Raw genomic sequence first — 17,757 nt, forward strand, 5'->3', positions numbered from 1 at the left:
CTATGGTCAGGAAGGCCATCTCGTGAGTAATGAATTTGACTACATCATCGTCGGCGGAGGAACAGCGGGCTGCGTCGTTGCAGCACGTCTCACCGAAACTCCGGACACCAGGGTCCTGCTGCTGGAGGCAGGGCCGGACTACCCCACCAATGAAGCAACGCCGGAAGGCGTGCATGAATCGCGCTACGTTCCAATGCGCGGCCACGCACCCGAGGTCGATCCCCGCCATGACTGGGGACTCAACATCGAAATGAATGGTGCGACGATTGTGGTTCCACAGGCCCGGCTCATCGGCGGCGGCTCTGCCATTAACGGCACCCTGGCCCTTCGCGGAGCCACCACCGACTATGCAGAGTGGGCTGCCGCCGGCAACCCCGGCTGGTCCTGGGACGAGGTGCTCCCAGCCTTTCGGGACCTGGAGGACGATACTGCTCCCGGTGCCGGCATCCACGGGCGCGGCGGTCCCTACCCGATCACACGAACCGCGGAGCCAGAACTCGCGCGCCTGCAGAAGGCCTTCGTGGACAGTGCCCGCAGTGTAGGAGCGACGGATTGCTGGGACTTCAACGCCCCCGACGCGCAGGGTGTTGGCCCCGTGCCCCAAAGCCGCGCCGGAAACCGCCGCATCTCCACCGCTATCGCCTATCTCAACCCGGTCCGTCACCGTGAAAACCTCACTGTGCGCGGGGAGACCCTGGTCTCGCGCGTACTTTTCGACGGTGCTCGGGCGATCGGGGTTGAACTGGCCGACGGCACCACCATCACGGCCGGTGAGGTGGTACTAAGCGCTGGCGCCATTGTGACGCCAGCCCTGCTCCAGCGGTCCGGTGTCGGGCCCTCCGGGCTCCTCGCCGCAATGGACGTTCCGCTCGTCTCGGACCTCCCCGTGGGCGAAAATCTGGCCGACCACAGCTGTGTGCCCCTGATGGCGCCTCCCCGTGAGGGGTCCTGGACTCCTGACGACGCCAGCCTCCAGGCGGTATGGCGATTTTCCACCAGCCAGCAGCCGGACAGCCTCGATGCCCAGCTGACGATGTTCAGCTACCTTAACGTGCGCACCACCGGAGACGGCGCCCGCGGCATGGCCGGAGCCGGCAACGAGGGGCTGGACAACGTGGCCGGCGTCGGCTGCGTCATCAACAAGCCCCGGTCCACGGGCGTCGTCCAGATCACCTCTACGGACCCTGCCGTGCTGCCGTTCGTGGACCCCAGATACCTCTCGGATCCGATCGATCTATCTGTCATGCGAGAGATCGTCCGACGCGGGTGGCAGGTGCTGACGGCGGCGCCGTTGGCCGGCCTGCTGGAGGAACCGCTGGGCATGGATGCCGACACTGTAGCGGACGACGATGCACTGGATGCGGCCATCCACCGGACGATCGCCTCGGGCTACCACTTCACCGGCACATGCAAAATGGCGTCGGTTGACAACGGGGGAGTGGTCGATCAAAGCGGCCTCGTCTACCGGTGCCAAGGCCTGCGCGTCATTGATGCCTCGGTTCTGCCCACCATCCCCGCCGCTAACCCCATGCTGCCAATCGTCATGGTTGCCGAACGGCTCGTGGCGATGGCCCGCGGGATAACCGTCCCAGACTCCAGCACAGACGAATCCCACGACCTGGCGCGGACTGCCTGAAAGGAATACCGGATCATGAAGAAGAATGCATTGTTCGCGCTGGACACCTGGTTCTATAACTCGCTCGGCTCCTACAATCTCGAGGCCAAATGCGAGATGCTGGCCGAGCTCGGCTACGACGGCATCAATCTCACCCTGTGGAGCGATGACGCCTGGGCAGATGTCGCGAGGATTCCGGAAATCAAGCGGCGCTTCGGCATCGAGGTCACGGGGGTCTACGCCTCGGTGTCGGGTCCGGACGACGCCGAAGGCGTGCGCCGGGTTTCCGAGCTGCTGGAGACGATGGAAGGCTGTACGCTCGTCGACTTCGCCATCCTCGGCAGCCCGGAGGCGCACACGAATTCCGACCCCCGCGGTGATGCGGCCGTGGAAAGGATGTTGAGGGACCTGTTGGCCATCGCCGAGCGGCGCGGCATCACGCTGTCCCTGTACCACCACATCGGATGCTGGATGGAAACCCTCGACGACGCCATGCGCCTGTGCCTTGCCGTCAACCACCCCAACCTCAAGATCACATTCTCCAGCCACCACTGGTACCTCACGGACGGCAAACATCCGGAACGGACCTTGGAACGCATCAGCCCCTACCTGTCCGGGGCAAACTTCTGCGGTAGCCGCCGCGTTCCCAGCGACAACGGCACGGATGCCACGATCGAGCTCCTGGACGATGGTGAACAGGACAATTTCTATTTGCTGAGCCTGCTTCAGAAGACCGGCTTCACGGGGCCGATTGGCGTCCAGGGATTTTCCATGGGCGGGGACGTTTACTCGAAACTCCGCCGGTCCATTGCCGCCTACGAGGACATCCGGCGTCGGCTGAAGCAGCACCCCGAATGGGCGGATTTCCGCAACGACCCCATCCCCTCAGCCCGCGAGGACGTATTGGCGTGAGCGAACGAAGAGTCGGAATCATCGGCACGGGGTTCATGGGCGAAGTTCACACGGCCGCCTGGCGTGCTATCGGCTCCGCCCCGTCGGCCGTTCTTGCACGGTCCACAACGCTCCGACCCGCGTATCTGGGCAACCTGGAAGTCGACATGTATGACGACCTCCAGGAATTTCTGGCGGCGGTGGACATAGTGGACATCTGCGCGCCAACGCATCTCCACGCAGAATTTGCCTTGGCAGTGGCGGCGGCGGGCAAGCCGGCAATCTGTGAAAAGCCGCTGTCCCTCAGCGTAGACGAGGGGCTGGAGGTCATTAGGGCCTTCGAAGAGGCCGGCGTGCACCTGCACGTAGGACACATTCTCCGCTACAGCCCGGAATACACGGCTGCACGGCAGGCCGTCGAAGCCGGCCGGATCGGAGAACCGGCGGTGCTTCGGCTCTCCCGCCTGTCGTTTGCCCCGGAACGCGGCCAGGCGAGCTGGTTCCAGGACGACAACAAATCGGGCGGAATCGCGTTCGACCTAATGATCCACGACCTGGACTATGCCCGCTGGATCGCCGGAGAGGTGGTCTCGGTCTTCGCCAAGTCAGCGCCAAAGTCGCGTGGCCACGCCATCGCCATACTCAAGCACGCTGGTGGTGCTATCACCCATATCGAAAGTTCCTGGTCAAGCCCCGCGCCGGAATTCCGGACAAGCTTCGAAATCGCAGGCGAACACGGCATTCTCGGATTCTCATCGGGTGAAACCACGCCGCTGACCCTGCGGCTGCACGAAGAACGGAACGACTGCAGCACAGGTCTCGGCGACGTGTCGCTGGCGGCCAACCCGTTCGAACTGGAGCTGCAGAATTTCCTGGAAGTAGTTGACGGAACAGCACATCCGGCCATCACGCCCCGTGACGCCCTCGCGGCAGTTCAGCTGGCGGCGGCCGTGCGGCAATCCGCGCGCACCGGTCAGCCTGTCCGTATTGAATCAATAGGAAAAGGTGAATAAGTGGAGCGCATAGGCATTTTGGGCGTGGCTCATCTGCACGTTGACGCCTACATCCGGAACCTGCGCGAGGCCGGTGCCCAGGTCGTTGGCGTCTACGACCGGGACGCAGCCCGCGGGGCCGCCTGGGCGCGCAAATACGAGGTGGCTTACTACTCGGACGCCGACGAGCTGCTCGCGCAGGGCGTCAACGGCGTGCTCGTTTGTGCCGAAACCCTTTACCACCGCGAACTGGTGGAAAAGGCGGCCGGGGCCGGTGCAGCCGTCCTGTGCGAAAAGCCGCTCGGGGTGGACATGGAGGACTCGCGGGCGATTGTCCGCAGCTGCCGGGAGGCAGGGGTCCCGTTGATGACCGCCTTCCCCCTGCGCTTCGACAAGTCCCTCAGCCAAGTGAGGGATCTGGTCATCAGCGGACAACTCGGGCAGGCGCGGGCTTTCTCCGGTACCAATCAAAGCGTCATGCCCATGCGGGAGCGCTCGTGGTTCGCCGACGGCGCACTGGCAGGGGGAGGCGCGATGATGGACCATATCGTCCACCTCGCCGATGCTTATAGCTGGATCATGGGCACACCACCGGAGGAGGTCTACGCGGTCAGCAACCGCATCGTCCACTCCGCATCGGTGACTGTGGAGACATCCGGACTCGTAATGCTCACATACCCCGGTGGCGTCTTCGCGTCCATAGACTGCAGCTGGAACAGGCCGCTGAACTATCCAACGTGGGGCGGTATGACTCTCTCCGTGGTCGGCGACGGCGGAACGGCCGACGCCGACCTCTTCAGCCAGCGGCTGACCCAGTTCGGTGGGGACCAGAACTTCGGCTGGATTCAGTGGGGCTTGGATACCAACCAGCTCATGATCGACGATTTCCTTGCATCCATCCGGGATAGCCGGAAACCGGCGGTGTCCGGCAGGGACGGCCTGATCGCGACGGCGGTGGCCATTGCAGCCCTCGAATCTGCCTCCACCGGCGTTCCCGTCCGTCTCTCACCTGATTTGTTCACCTAACCTACGAAGGAGCCAACCCGATGCGCGCGGTTGTATTCGAATCACCTGGCCAACTCATGGTCAAAGACCTGCCAGACCCCACCCCAGGTCCCAAGGACGTCCTCATTAGGGTGGCAGCAGTCGGAATGTGCGGCACGGACATCCACGTCTTCGAGGGCGACTACCTCGGCGGCCAATTCCCGATGATTCCCGGCCACGAGGCCACAGGCACCGTCGAAGCAATCGGCGAGGCTGTCACCGGATTCTCGATCGGGGACCGGGTGGCGGTCGATCCAACGATGACCTGCGGGGAATGTGAGTACTGCCTGAACGGCCGTAACAACCTTTGCCGCAACTGGGACTCGATGGGAGTGATCAGCAGCCACGGCGCCTCGGCGGAGCTTCTCCTCGCCCCGGCGAAAAACGTGTACGCCCTGGCCCCGGATGCAGACCTCTATGACGCCACAATGATCGAACCGATTTCCTGCGCTATCCGGGCCCTTGACATCCTTCCGCGCAGAATCGGTGAGCACTACCTGATCTACGGTGCCGGCACCATGGGCCTGTTGCTGGCTCAGCTCGCTCCGCGCGCCGGCGCGGCCTCGGTCAGCGTCGTGGACCCCAATGAGAGCCGCCTGCAGCTCGCCAAGGAAGTCGGCGTCGACATTGTTGCTACCGGCGCCGATCAGCTCGATCGCGAGAACTGGGACGTTGTCATTGACTGCACCGGGGTCATTGCGGCCATGGAAGACGGTATGCCTCGGGTGAAGCCGGGCGGCTATTTTCAGCAGTTCGGAGTCGCCGCCGTCGATGCCAAGGCCCGATACTCGCCACTGAGCATCACTAAAGACGAAATCAACATCGTCGGATCCATGGCGGCGCGACACACCTTCGGACGAGCGGTAGAGATGTTTACGGCGGGCGCCATCAACGTTAAGCCGATGTTCAGCCACGCCTTCGCCCTGGACGACTATGACACGGCCATGGAGACCTTCCGCAAGGGCACCGGCCGCAAACTTCAGATCCGTCCCGGGGCCGCCGAGTCCCTGACACTCTGACCGACCGCCATAGCTAAGGACCATATTGGAACACTTCGCAGCAGCGACCGGACAACGCGACGGCCACGCGGAGACGAGTGATAACCGGAAATCTCCGAGTGTCCTCGTCCACTCCGCCCGCATGGTCACGGGCGGAGAGGTCATCGAAGATGCCTGGATCGCATTCGAGGGAAAAACGATCGACGTTGTCGGAACCGGCGACAGCTGGAAGCGCCATTTGAACGGTGCCCCCGGGCCGAGGCCTGAGATTGTCCACGCGGCTGGACAGTGGCTTCTTCCGGGATTCGTGGACATCCACTGCCATGGGGGCGGAGGGTATTCCTTTGAGTCTGCCGATCACGCGCCCCTAGCGCTGGACCTGCACCGACGCCATGGAACAACCCGCTCCGTGCTCTCGCTCGTGAGCAATCCGTTACCCGTACTCAGACAGCAGATCACCGCTGCCGGGGAACTGATGGCGGTCGATGAATTGGTCCTTGGGGTCCACTTGGAGGGCCCGTTCCTGGATGCCGGGCATAAGGGCGCCCACGATGCGCTCAGCCTGCGTGTGCCGGATCCCGAAACCAACGCGGAGCTGATGTCTATGGGGGCAGGGCTGATCCGGCACATTACGCTGGCGCCGGAATTACCCGGGGCGATGGAGGCGATTGGGTTATGGGCAGCGCAGGGAACGACGGTAGCCGTCGGCCACACGAACGCAGATTTCAGTGTCGCGATGGCGGCTTTTGACGCGGGGGCGACCGTCCTGACGCATGCTTTCAACGCCATGAACGGACTGCACCATCGCGCTCCCGGACCCGTAGCTGCCGCAATCCGGACTGACGGCGTGACGCTGGAAATTGTGAACGACGGCGTCCATGTACACCCCGACGTGGTGCGCATGGCCTTCGCCGCAGCGCCAGGTCGGGTGGCTCTGGTAAGTGATGCGATGGCTGCGGCCGGCGCGGAGGACGGGGAATACCATCTGGGAGCACTTTCGGTCACCGTACGCGGCAACCGGGCGGTGTTGACCCAGGGCGGCGCGCTGGCCGGATCGACCCTGACACTTGATGCCGCATTAGCCCATGCTGTGAAAGTGGTGGGACTGGACATAGCGGCTGCGGCCATGGCGCTAACGGAGATTCCCGCCAAAGCCATCGGATACGGGCACAAGCTGGGGAAGCTGTCCAGCGGCTACGCTGCCGATGCGGTGCTGCTCGACGCCGAGCTTGAAGTCCAGGAGGTGTGGGCAGCAGGATCCCGCCTACGCTAGCCCCAAGCGTGAGGGACGACTTTTGAACCATTGGGCGGCACAGGGACAACAGGTGCCGAGGCATAGTGTTTGACCATCACCAAAAGCTTGCCGGCGACGAAGAGCGGACCGGACTGTGTAACGAGGCATTGTCGGCGAGTTAGCGGTCTTAGAAAAGGATCCTTTGCTGAGATTAAGCGGACGAGTGACCGCGATCTGTTAGTTCCTAAATCCGGAGGTGGCTACCGTTCGGGAAAGCCCCCGGACGCCACCGTGATGGTCCCTCGAGCGGCGCCGCTGAGCCGATATTGGCTGCCCTTCACATCACGGTTCTTGACTGTCGGCCCGTGGATGCGTGCGAGGAGAGGCAGCGCTCCCAGCACCTGAGCTTAAGGCGGATTGTCCAGCTTGCTGAGAGAGACTGCCCTCAGCCATTTCTCAGGGGAACGCCAGTGGAGAAGCTCCGTCGAGACCTTCAATAACGACCGTTTCTGACCCGCCCATGGCAAGCCTCCGAAAGACGCTGTGGATCGTAGCGCTGATCCAACTGGTGCCAGCCTTGGCTACTGTTCACGGAAGCCGCTCGTCGTCACCGCAGAGCGCCCATTCGTCTTGGTAATCGGGATGGTCCTTGTAGCCAGCGGCGAGGATGATCAGCATGGAACGGCGGGCGACAGCAACCGTCCCCTCAGCGTCTGCCGGGTCTGTGATACCTTCCGCCTCGGCAACCACCTCCCAATCAGCCAGGATCCCTCGCTTCTGCGCGCATTCCGCAAGCATCGCCTCGGTAAGGGACGGCGGAACCGCCATATCGTCGCTCACGACCGTGTCTACGTCGTGGCCACCGACGAAGTTCCGGCCCTGGAGGCTGGCCTCTTGTTCGGTGATACGTGCCTCAAGGAAATCGACAAGATTCATGCTGACAGTCTTCCACCTGCGTCCGCCGGCAATGGATCCGATGCTCGCTCGCTCCGCCGTGGAGGTTGGGCTGTCTATTGTTACGCATGACTTCTCCCCGAACCGTTCTTCTCGTTATGGATTTTCAGGGCGGCATTGTCGAACGCGCTGGCACGCAGGCGGCGCTGGGCGTGCGATCACGGCAGCACGCGCAGCGATGATTCCGGTGTTCTTTGTCCGCGTCGTGTTCCGCGCCGGTTACCCGGAGGTCGCCGCTTCCAACCGGAGCTTCGCGCAGACCGCACAGCACGCTGGCGTTGGGTCCTGGCTTTCAAAATATGCTGCGGCCTGCCCTATCAGCTCAGGAATGCTGGAATGGTGGGCCCGCCGTGCGATTTCCAGGCCCCTGGACGTCGCAAGGCGGGCACCGCATCACTCGGGGGTGACGTATGCGCCGGAGATACCGCCGTCGACCAAGAAGGTTGAGGCGGTGATGAACGATGAGTCGTCGCTGGCCAGAAACGCCACAGCGGCGGCCAGCTCTTCGGGTTCAGCGAAACGTCCAAGCGGAACATGGATGAGTCGGCGGGCGGCCTTCTCGGGGTCCTTCGCGAAGAGCTCTTTCAGGAGCGGGGTGTTGACGGGGCCCGGGCAGAGGGCGTTAACGCGGATCCCCTGGCGGGCGAATTCGACGCCAAGTTCGCGGCTCATGGCGAGAACGCCACCCTTGGAGGCGCTGTATGAGATTTGCGAGGTGGCGGCCCCCATGACAGCCACGAAGGACGCGGTGTTGATGATGGACCCCTTGCCCTGGGCCTGCATGTATTGCAGTGCGTATTTGCAGCAGTAGAACACGGAGGTGAGGTTGACTTCCTGGACTTTCCGCCAGGCATCGATGCCGGTATCGAGAATCGATGCGTCGTCTGCGGGGGAGATTCCGGCGTTGTTGAAGGAGATGTCAACGCGGCCGTAGGTCTCATTTGTCACTGCGTAGAGGTTTTTGACGTCTTCTTCGCTAGTCACGTCGACTTTAACAAAGATGCCGCCGACTTCTTCGGCAGCGCGGAGGCCAGCGGTGGGTTCAACGTCGGCGATGACGACATTCGCCCCCTCCGCGGCGAATCTGCGGGCGGTTGCCAAGCCGATGCCGCTGGCACCACCGGTGATGACGGCGCTGCGATCCTTGAGACGGTTGGATATGACTTCCCTCATTTTGACTTCCTTAGGTTGGCGGTGGGTCATGGGCGGGTCGAGATGTAGACGTTCTTTGTTTCGGTGAAGGCGTTCAAGGCATCGGGTCCGAGCTCTCGGCCGAGTCCGGACTGTTTGAAGCCTCCGAATGGCGTGGAGTACCTGACGGATGAATGGGAGTTGACCGAGAGGTTTCCCGATTCCAGGCCGCGCGCCATTCGCAGGGCCTGTGCCACGTCTCTGGTCCAAATTGATCCCGAAAGGCCATAGATAGAATCGTTGGCCAGGCGAAGGGCGTCGGCTTCGTCCTTGAACGGAATGACAGCCACGACGGGTCCGAAGATCTCCTCCCGCATCACTCTGTCTTCTGGAGAAGGCGTCAGGACGGTGGGCGGGAACCAAAATCCTTTGCCGGCGGGGGCCGTCCCTTGGAATGCGATGGGTGATCCGTCGGGGACAAAGCCCGACACCGTGCGGTGCTGCGCGGCTGAAATCAGGGGACCCATGAAAGATGATTCGTTGCGGGGATCGCCAACCTCCAGAGACTTCACGACGGGTTCCAGGAGCTCGAGAAATTTCTGGTACACGTTGTGGTGGACAAGGATTCGAGAGCGGGCGCAGCAGTCTTGGCCGGCATTGTCGAAGGCCCCTCCGGGGGCCGCGGCGGCAGCCTGTTCGAGGTCCGCGTCCGCGAAGATGATGTTCGCGCTCTTGCCCCCGAGCTCCAAGGTGACGGGTTTCACCTGTTCAGCGCAGCCGGCCATGATGCGTTTTCCTACAGCGGTGGAACCCGTGAATACCACTTTTCGTACTGCCGGGTGGGTGACGAACCGTTCGCCCACTACTGACCCTTTGCCGGGGATGATCTGAAGTGCTCCGTCGGGGAGTCCAGCTTCCAGGGCAAGCTGCCCGATCCGCATTGCGGTCATCGGGGTCAGTTCAGCTGGTTTCAGAACGACCGTATTGCCGGCAGCCAGGGCGGGGGCGAAACCCCATGCCGCGATTGGCATGGGAAAATTCCAGGGGACGATGACTCCCACAACACCGAGGGGTTCGTTGAAAGTCATGTTGATCCCGTCTGCCACGGGAATCTGCTGGCCGAGATGGCGTTCCGGTGCGGCAGAATAATAGGTGAGGACGTCCCGGACGTTTCCGGCTTCCCAACGGGCATTACCGATGGTGTGGCCGGCGTTGAGTACCTCAAGCTGGGCTAGGTTTTCCAAATCCGCGTCAACTGCCGCAGCGAAACGGCGGAGCAGCAGGGCCCTGTCGGCGGGGGCCACGTGGCGCCAGGTTTCGAAAGTCCGGGCAGCCTTTTCGATAGCCCTGTCAGTATCTTCAAGCGTGGCGAGGTCTATTGTGGCGATGACCTCTTCCGTTGCCGGATTTAGGACGTCAAACGTGCTGGGGGACATTGGCAGCGTTCTCCATTCGTTCATTGCGATAATTAATTCCGGCTTCGATGAACCCCTTGAAGAGCCGGAGGTCGGCAGGGTCTTGCTCCGGGTGGAACTGCACCCCAAGTGCCCATCCTCCTGACGTCGTCTCAAGCGCCTCGATCGTGCCGTCATCGGCAGAGGCAGTGACGCGAAGCCCGTTTGCGATCTGATCCACGGCCTGATGGTGGTAACAGGGCGCGCTGGCACGTGGTCCCAGCAGGAAGCGGCTGATGCTTCCCGCGACCGTCGTGAATTCCACGCTGCCGAAGACACCTGGCGCCGGCTGGTAGGTGGCCTCGGGGTTTACGTCGGGTATGTGCTGGACGAGGGACCCGCCCAGTGCCACGTTTAGGATCTGAACTCCCCGGCAGATGGAGAAGAGCGGTAACCCCGCAGCCAGTGCTGCACGTGTCAGGGCGATATCGTGCTCGTCCCGGGCAGGCTGTGCACGAGTCAACTCATGCGGTTCTGCGCCATATTGTTCCGGGTCAACATCGCTGCCGCCGGAAATGATCAGGCCGTCGAGGAGGTCGACGACGGTCGGGTCCGTACCCACGGGCGGTAGGAGAACCGGAGTGCCGCCTGCTGCTACCACGGCCTGCACGTACGTTCCTGGAAGGATGGCAGCATCTGCCCTCCAGACACCCCAGGCAGCTTCCTGATAGTAAGTGGTCAACCCGATCCGGGGGCGGTAAGTATCAGAGACGTTCAAAGGCACGCTTGCGCTCCCAATCCGTGACGGCGCTATCAAAAGCCTTCAGTTCGACCCCAGCGGCGTGGACATAGTGATCGACCACTTCATCGCCGAAGGACTTTCGGGCGATCTCGCTATCAGCCAGCAGGGCACGGGAGTCGCGCAGGGTGGTGGGAATGCGGTCTGCATCGGACTCGTATGCATTACCGGCCACAATCGGCCCGAGGGGAAGCTTGTTCTCGATGCCATGGATTGCTGCAGCCATAAGTGCCGCAACTGCCAGGTAAGGGTTGACGTCTCCGCCTCCGACGCGATTTTCAACGCGGAGGCTAGGGCCGCGCCCAACCACCCGCAGTGCGCAACTGCGGTTGTCCAGGCCCCACGCGATTGCTGTCGGAGCAAAGCTGCCCTCGACAAATCGCTTGTATGAGTTGATGTTTGGCGCCACGAAGTAGGCCATTTCCTTCATCGCCGCCAACTGGCCGGAGACGAAGTGTCCCATGACAGGGCTGAAGCCGTGCTCGCCGTCGCCTGCAAGCACGGGCTTGCCATCCAAATCAGTCAGGCTGAAGTGGATGTGGCATGAACTGCCTTCCCGCTCGTTGTACTTCGCCATGAACGTGATGCTCTTCCCGTGCTGGGCAGCAATCTCCTTGGCCCCGTTCTTGTAAAAGACGTGGTTGTCACAGGCAGCCAGCGCTTCCGCGTAGCGGAAGGTGATCTCCTGCTGGCCAAGGTTGCATTCGCCTTTGGAAGATTCCACGATCAGGCCGGCTTTCTCCATTCCGGTCCGGATGCTGCGGATCACCGGTTCCAGCCTTGCCGTGGCCAGTAGTGAATAATCCACGTTGTAGCGGGTTGAAGGCGTCAACCCTTCGTATTTCTTGTCCCAAGCTTCCTCATAGCTGTCATCAAACATGATGAACTCAAGTTCTGTGCCGATGTGAGCGCGGTAACCCAGCGCCTCTAGGCGTTCGATCTGGCCTAGAAGGATCTGCCGCGGCGATTGGCTAACGGGGCTGCCGTCGAGCCAGAGGATGTCGCACTGGATCATGGCCGTGCCCTCCAGCCACGGCACGAGCCGCAGAGTGGACGCGTCCGGGCGCATGACCATGTCCCCGTAGCCGTTCTCCCAGGACGACATGGTGTATCCCTCGATGGTATTCATCTCCACATCTACGGAGAGGAGGTAATTACAGCCTTCCGCCCCGTGACCCAGGACATCTTCAAGGAAGGACCGGGCTCCACAGCGCTTACCCTGCAGACGACCCATGGAGTCGGTGATTGCGACAACAACTGTGTCAATCTCGCCCGTTGCGACGAGGGCCCGCAGTTCCTCGACACTCAGTTGGCCTTGCACGGATGTTCCGATTGTTTGATTTGTCATTTTGCTTCCGTAACTTCCATCTATCGGTCATGGAGGGGAATGAGTGTGCGCCGACGGCGACGGTCGGCGGGCGTGGTTCATAGCTCGTCGCCGCTTCTTGGGCAACGGTCGTGCGATCTTCTGCGGGAGTGCGCGAACGCCTCGGTGGCGACTTCAGGACCAGCCCTGTTAGGCGCCGAACATTGCCGCCAGTGTGGTTGGTGGGAGTCCTCGGCGACCGACGTCGTGTATGCCGTGACGGCTCGATCAAGTTCGTGGTGATGACGCCCGGTGTCCCTCATCCCTGGCGAGACTTGGGTCTTTCTCTGGAGTATTTCGGTGAGCGGCTAGCTCACGAGTGACATTCGCTCGAGGCGTTTCTGGCGTTGGACCACTGGATCAGGAACAGGCGCCGCAGCAAGAAGCTTTTGGGTATAGGGGTGCTGCGGGTTGTGAAGGATCCTTTGTGTATCGCCGATTTCTACGACTGTTCCTCTACTTAGCACCGCCACTCTGTTCGAAAGCCTCTCGACGACCGACAGGTCGTGGCTGATGAACAGGCAGGAAAAACCCATTGTCCTCTGCAGCTCCAAGAGGAGTTCCAGCACGGACGCCTGAACGGAAACATCAAGTGCGGAGGTCGGCTCATCGGCCACCATAAGCAGCGGATCGATGGCGATGGCTCTTGCTATGCCGACGCGTTGTCGCTGACCGCCAGATAACTCGTGCGGATACCTGCTGGACCAGTCACTGGGAATCCGGACGCTGTCCAGCAGGTCCTTGGCCTTTTGGTCGAGCTGCTTGCCGTTCAGTTCGGTTCCTGTCCAGCGAAGGGGATCCGTCACGCTTCGACCGATGGTGACACGTGGATTTAGCGACGAGGCAGGATCCTGAAATACGATCGAAACACTCTTTCGTATTTCCCGCTTCCTCCTGGCGTCCGCAGATCCGATGTCTTCTCCGTTGATCAGGATGGACCCCCCGGAGGAGGGAATCAGCCCAATGGCAGCCCTGCCAATGGTGGTCTTGCCGGAGCCTGACTCCCCGACGAGTCCGAGGATCTCACCGGGCTTGAGACTGAACGAAACGTCGTCCACAGCCCGGAACGCCGTCTGCCGCCGGTGGCCCGGGTATTCGACGACAGCGTTCTTGAACTCGAGGACGCTGCCGGAAGGCATCTCTTCTGGCGTGGTCTCCACTTCCTGGATCACCGCACTCCTGTTATTGCCCCGGCCAAGGAAAGGCACGGCACTTAGCAAGTCCTGCGTGTATAGCGCCTGGGGGGCCGCAAAGAGCTGTTCAGTTGTGGCTTGCTCTACGACGTGGCCGTTGGACATAACGAAGACGCGTTCAGCGACGTCTGCCACGACCCCCATATCGTGAGTGATCAGAAGGATAGCCATCCCCATTTTCTGCTGAAGTTCCAGCAGCAAGTCCAGGATCTCCGCCTGCACGGTAACATCCAGCGCAGTGGTGGGCTCGTCCGCGATCAGCAGCTCTGGTTCGGCAGAGATCGCCATGGCAATCATCACTCGTTGCCGCTGGCCGCCCGACAATTGGTGTGGGTAGTGTTTGAGCTTGGTCTCTGGGTTTGGCATATGAACCTGCTGCAGAAGCTTCAACGCCAGCTCGGCAGCTTCCTGTCGGGACAGATTCCTATGGCTGAGGATTGCCTCGCAAAGCTGGCTTTCAATGGTGTACACCGGGTTGAGTGCAGTCATTGGCTCCTGGAAAATCATGGAGATTCCCTGACCCCGCAACTGGCGCATCCTGGACTCAGTTGCGGTGAGTAGGTCCTCGCCGTGAAACTTTATGGATCCCACCCGTCTGGCGTTCCTGGGCAGGAGGTCCAGGACGGACATTGCGGTAACCGACTTGCCTGAGCCTGATTCCCCGACAAGGGCGACTGTTTCGCCGCGGTTGATCGACAACGAAACGTCGGATGTGACAGCTTTCCAACCGTTGCCGTTCCGAAATTCAACCGACAGACTGGAGATTTCCAGTATGGGAGCGCTCATGATTACTTCCTTGATTTCGGATCGAGGTAGGCACGGAGACCATCACCGAGTAGGCCGAACGCCAGAATCGTAAGAACGAGGACGGCGCTTGGCACGAGAAGGCCCATGGGATCGCTGGTGATGAAGCGCTGCCCCTCGGCAACCATCGCCCCCCACGACGGCTCAGGCGGGACGACGCCGAGGCCCAGGTAACTGAGCCCTGATTCGAGGAGAATTGCCTGGGCCATGGTCAGGGAGAACTGGACGATTATGGGTGCCGACACATTCGGCAGGACAATTTTGAACAGGGTTACGGGCGTTTTCGCTCCGAAAGCCCGTGCTGCTTCCACGTACTCCTCCCGCTTCACTGACAGCGTCTGGCCGTAGGTGATGCGGGCGAAGGTGGGGGCGAACAGGACCCCCATCACCAAGATCAGGGTTAGGGGGCCCGGCCCGTAGATGGTGACGGCGAGAAGGGCGAGAATGATAGGCGGGAACGCAAGGATGACGTCGACGACCAGTCGCATGGTGACGGTCTCGGCTACTCCTCCGAAGAATCCGCCCACAATACCCATGAATGTGCCGGCGGTCGCTGCGAAGACCGTGGCGCCAAGGGCGATGAACAGCTCGATCCTGGCGCCATACATGATGCGCGACAGGACATCTCTGCCCAGTTCGTCTGTGCCGAGCAGGTGCCCCGGAGCGAACAGCGACAGCCGCTTGTTTGCAATGTCCTGGGCCAGCGGATCTGCGGGTGCGATGACAGGTGCCAAGATCATCACGGCGACGATGGCGACGACATAGACGAGGGCTGCCGTCCGCAGGGGACCCATGACCTGCCGCAGTTTGGCGGCCCGCATTCCTGGGGCTTCCAGTTGTGCTGTTGCCATTAGTGCCTCACTCTCGGGTCGAGGAGGCCGTAGATAACATCGACCACAATATTGATGAGGATGAACAGCAGGGCAATGATGATCACGATCCCTTGCACTACGGCGTAGTCACGGTTGGAGACCGATTCGACCAGAAGGCTGCTCAGGCCCGGATAGTTGAACACTCGCTCCGCCAGGACGGTCGAGCCGAGGAGCGTGCCGAATCCCAGCCCGATGACGGTTGTCACCGGCGTCATGGAGTTCCGGAGCACGTGTCGGCGAAAGACTTTAAGGGGTGTATGCCCGAAGGCGGTGGCGGTTCTAACCCAGTCCTGGTCCATGGTTTCAAGAACTGCGGATCGGGTCATCCGGGCGATGATGGCGGTGAAACCGAGTGACAGTGCAATGGCTGGCAGGATGAGCAGTTGGAAGTGCCTGCCCGGATTCTGTTGCCAGGTGGTGAAGCCGCCGGCGGGGAACCACCCGAGCGTCAGGGAGAAGACAAGAATCAGGAGTGTGCCGAGGACGTAGACGGGAAGGGCTACGCCAAGGCTGGTCAGGACAGTCGCTACGCTGTCAACGAAGCCGCCTTTGGCGGCCGCCCATGCTCCCAGCGGAATGCCGACCGCCATGGAGATCACCGTGGCGAAGATGACCAGTTCAAGAGTCCTGGGGAGACGCTGTGCGATCGAGTCGGCCACGGCGTCGCCGGTGCGGATGGACTGGCCCAGGTCACCGGTAAGGATCCCCGTCAGGAAGTTCCAGTACTGCATCGGCAGTGAACCGTTCAGTCCCAGCTGCTCGCGCATGCGCGCCACGGTTGCCGGGTCCGCGCTGGTGTTTCCGCTGGACAGCAGCAGCTCGACCGGATCCCCGGGAATCAGCCGAATTGCGGAGAAGATGAGGGTCAGGACAAGGAAGACCAGCAGGGCTCCCATACCCGCCCTGCGCAGGATAAACGACGTCACGTTGGCTCCTATTCGGCGCGGGAAATATCGGCGAAGGTGTACCCGCTGTAGAAGCTTAGGAAGCCGGGAAGGTTCTTAAATCCGCTGACTTTTGAGTTGTAGGCGAACGCCTGTTCGCGGGTGTTGATCGGTGCGTAGGGCACATCCGCCTGCATGATCTTCAGCGCGTCGTTGTAGGCGGACTTCTTAGCCGCGTCATCGGTTGCCCGCAGGCCTTCGTCCAGTTTGGCGTTCAGTGCCGGATTGTCGTAGCCAAAGCTGCGCAGGAAGCTGTTAGGCCCGGAGACCAGGCCCTTGATGTAGGTGGGGTCGGCGACGATTCCGGCCCCGCCGGCCACCGCGAGATCATAGTCACCGGTGTTGCCCTTGGCTACGCGGGTGGACCAGTCGGGGGCGTCCAAGGTGACTTTGATGCCGATGGCTGCCAGGTCTGCCTGGGCGGACAGGGCCGTGTCCTGCAGAAACGTGTATTGCGAGGTCGTCAGCATTTTGGCTTCGAAGCCGTCCGGGTACCCGGCTTCGGACAGTAGCTTCTTGGCCTTGGAGACGTCGTAGCTGAATAGTCCCGTATTGGCCGGGTCGTAGGCGGGGTTGCTTTCCGGAATTTTCACGCCGGTGAGTGGTTCGCCGTGTCCTTGGAACGCTGCCTCGACGGCGTTCTCCCGGTTCAGGGCGTAGGCGACGGCCTGACGGACTTTGGCGTCGGCGAAGGGACCCTTGGTGACGTTGAACTGGATGAACTGCAGCGGCCCGGTCTGGGCGTCGAGTGTCATGCCGGACGTGCCGGAGACCCTGTCATAGTCGGGCCACGGAACGTAGTCGATGATGTCGACGTCTCCGCCCAGCAGGGCGTTGCTGCGGGCAGAGCCGTCGCTGTAGAAGGACATGTCGATGCCGGGGAGTTTGACGTCGTTGGCACCGTAGTACTTGTCGAATTTCTTCAGCACGAGGTTGACGCCGCGGTTGTGTTCACCAAGGACGAAAGGTCCTGCGCCGATCTGGTTCGGGACGTCCTTGGCCAGCGACTTGTCCGGGACGATGGCTGCAGTGGGAATAGCCAGGTATTCAAGGAAGGCCGAGTTGGGGCCAGCCAAGTGGATGACGCCGGACCGGTCGTCGAGGACCTCGACGTTCTTGATGTCCTGCAGGCCGACGTACAGCGTGGAGCCGTTGGCTTTGTTCGCGTAGTACTCCAGGGATGCCTTGACGTTGCCGGCAGTGACCGGAGACCCGTCATGGAACGTGAGGTTGGGGCGCAACTTGAACGTGTACGTGGTGGGTGCGGTCATTTCGACTGACTCTGCGAGGCCTTCGATGACTTTGCCGTCTTTGTCGTATGTCATCAGGCCGCGATGAATAAGCGTCATCATGGTGTTGCCGACGGTGCCTTGGTCAACGCCCGTGATCAGGCTGGCTGGTTCATTCGATATTCCAAACCGCAGCGTTTGAATCCCTCCACCGCTGCTATCAGCGCTGGGGCCACCCCCGCAGGCGCTCAGGGCAAGCACGCTGGCAGCGGCCAACGCGGTCAGGCTGGCTGTACG

The 17,757-nt window shown here is 61.7% G+C and carries 15 protein-coding genes; 6 read left to right on the top strand and 9 right to left on the bottom strand.

All coding sequences use genetic code 11. The features are described 5' to 3' along the window. Positions 1 to 22: 22 nt before the first annotated feature. The 6 genes from ACFRJ8_RS19540 to nagA are packed head-to-tail and all read left to right on the top strand — an operon-like array spanning position 23 to position 6,813. Complete coding sequence (locus ACFRJ8_RS19540) at positions 23 to 1,636, top strand: GMC family oxidoreductase (protein WP_377988034.1); 1,614 nt, start codon at positions 23 to 25, stop codon at positions 1,634 to 1,636. Between the two features lie 15 nt (positions 1,637 to 1,651). Then, positions 1,652 to 2,527 carry a sugar phosphate isomerase/epimerase family protein gene (locus ACFRJ8_RS19545; RefSeq protein WP_377988035.1) on the top strand — a complete coding sequence of 292 codons (876 nt, stop codon included), beginning with the start codon at positions 1,652 to 1,654 and terminating at the stop codon, positions 2,525 to 2,527. After that, positions 2,524 to 3,519: a Gfo/Idh/MocA family protein gene (locus ACFRJ8_RS19550; RefSeq protein ID WP_377988036.1), complete on the top strand. Its 996-nt coding sequence runs from the start codon at positions 2,524 to 2,526 to the stop codon at positions 3,517 to 3,519. The genes ACFRJ8_RS19545 and ACFRJ8_RS19550 overlap by 4 nt, the downstream gene beginning before the upstream one ends. Continuing rightward, a complete protein-coding gene (locus ACFRJ8_RS19555; RefSeq protein WP_377988037.1) occupies positions 3,520 to 4,524 on the top strand; it encodes a Gfo/Idh/MocA family protein in 1,005 nt (334 codons plus the stop codon). A gap of 20 nt (positions 4,525 to 4,544) precedes the next feature. Further along, positions 4,545 to 5,561 carry a zinc-dependent alcohol dehydrogenase family protein gene (locus tag ACFRJ8_RS19560; RefSeq protein WP_377988038.1) on the top strand — a complete coding sequence of 339 codons (1,017 nt, stop codon included), beginning with the start codon at positions 4,545 to 4,547 and terminating at the stop codon, positions 5,559 to 5,561. A gap of 25 nt (positions 5,562 to 5,586) precedes the next feature. Continuing rightward, positions 5,587 to 6,813, top strand: coding sequence for an N-acetylglucosamine-6-phosphate deacetylase (gene nagA, locus ACFRJ8_RS19565; protein ID WP_377988039.1), 1,227 nt, complete (start codon positions 5,587 to 5,589; stop codon positions 6,811 to 6,813). 549 nt (positions 6,814 to 7,362) lie between these two features. On the opposite strand, the gene ACFRJ8_RS19570 is transcribed toward nagA, so the two are convergent. From ACFRJ8_RS19570 to ACFRJ8_RS19610, 9 genes are all read right to left on the bottom strand, one after another. Then, positions 7,363 to 7,710 (bottom strand): DUF6221 family protein, encoded by a 348-nt coding sequence (locus ACFRJ8_RS19570; protein WP_377988040.1) that lies wholly within the window; start codon positions 7,708 to 7,710, stop codon positions 7,363 to 7,365. A 411-nt stretch (positions 7,711 to 8,121) separates the two neighbouring features. Next, on the bottom strand, positions 8,122 to 8,901 hold the full coding sequence (locus ACFRJ8_RS19575; RefSeq protein WP_377988041.1) for a 3-oxoacyl-ACP reductase: 780 nt from the start codon (positions 8,899 to 8,901) through the stop codon (positions 8,122 to 8,124). Positions 8,902 to 8,927: 26 nt separating this feature from the next. Next, positions 8,928 to 10,295: an aldehyde dehydrogenase family protein gene (locus ACFRJ8_RS19580; protein ID WP_377988042.1), complete on the bottom strand. Its 1,368-nt coding sequence runs from the start codon at positions 10,293 to 10,295 to the stop codon at positions 8,928 to 8,930. Continuing rightward, on the bottom strand, positions 10,276 to 11,037 hold the full coding sequence (locus tag ACFRJ8_RS19585; RefSeq protein WP_377988043.1) for a gamma-glutamyl-gamma-aminobutyrate hydrolase family protein: 762 nt from the start codon (positions 11,035 to 11,037) through the stop codon (positions 10,276 to 10,278). Before ACFRJ8_RS19585 ends, ACFRJ8_RS19580 begins: the two co-directional genes overlap by 20 nt. After that, positions 11,018 to 12,400 (bottom strand): glutamine synthetase family protein, encoded by a 1,383-nt coding sequence (locus tag ACFRJ8_RS19590; RefSeq protein WP_377988044.1) that lies wholly within the window; start codon positions 12,398 to 12,400, stop codon positions 11,018 to 11,020. The genes ACFRJ8_RS19585 and ACFRJ8_RS19590 overlap by 20 nt, the downstream gene beginning before the upstream one ends. 326 nt (positions 12,401 to 12,726) lie before the next feature. Beyond that, positions 12,727 to 14,397, bottom strand: coding sequence for an ABC transporter ATP-binding protein (locus tag ACFRJ8_RS19595; protein ID WP_377988045.1), 1,671 nt, complete (start codon positions 14,395 to 14,397; stop codon positions 12,727 to 12,729). 2 nt (positions 14,398 to 14,399) lie between these two features. After that, complete coding sequence (locus ACFRJ8_RS19600; protein WP_377988046.1) at positions 14,400 to 15,266, bottom strand: ABC transporter permease; 867 nt, start codon at positions 15,264 to 15,266, stop codon at positions 14,400 to 14,402. Continuing rightward, positions 15,266 to 16,213 (bottom strand): ABC transporter permease, encoded by a 948-nt coding sequence (locus tag ACFRJ8_RS19605; protein WP_377988047.1) that lies wholly within the window; start codon positions 16,211 to 16,213, stop codon positions 15,266 to 15,268. The genes ACFRJ8_RS19600 and ACFRJ8_RS19605 overlap by 1 nt, the downstream gene beginning before the upstream one ends. 8 nt (positions 16,214 to 16,221) lie before the next feature. Continuing rightward, positions 16,222 to 17,556 (bottom strand): ABC transporter substrate-binding protein, encoded by a 1,335-nt coding sequence (locus ACFRJ8_RS19610; protein WP_377988048.1) that lies wholly within the window; start codon positions 17,554 to 17,556, stop codon positions 16,222 to 16,224. Positions 17,557 to 17,757: the final 201 nt, after the last annotated feature.

This window comes from Arthrobacter sp. NPDC056886 (assembly GCF_042788715.1).
Classification (GTDB): domain Bacteria; phylum Actinomycetota; class Actinomycetes; order Actinomycetales; family Micrococcaceae; genus Arthrobacter.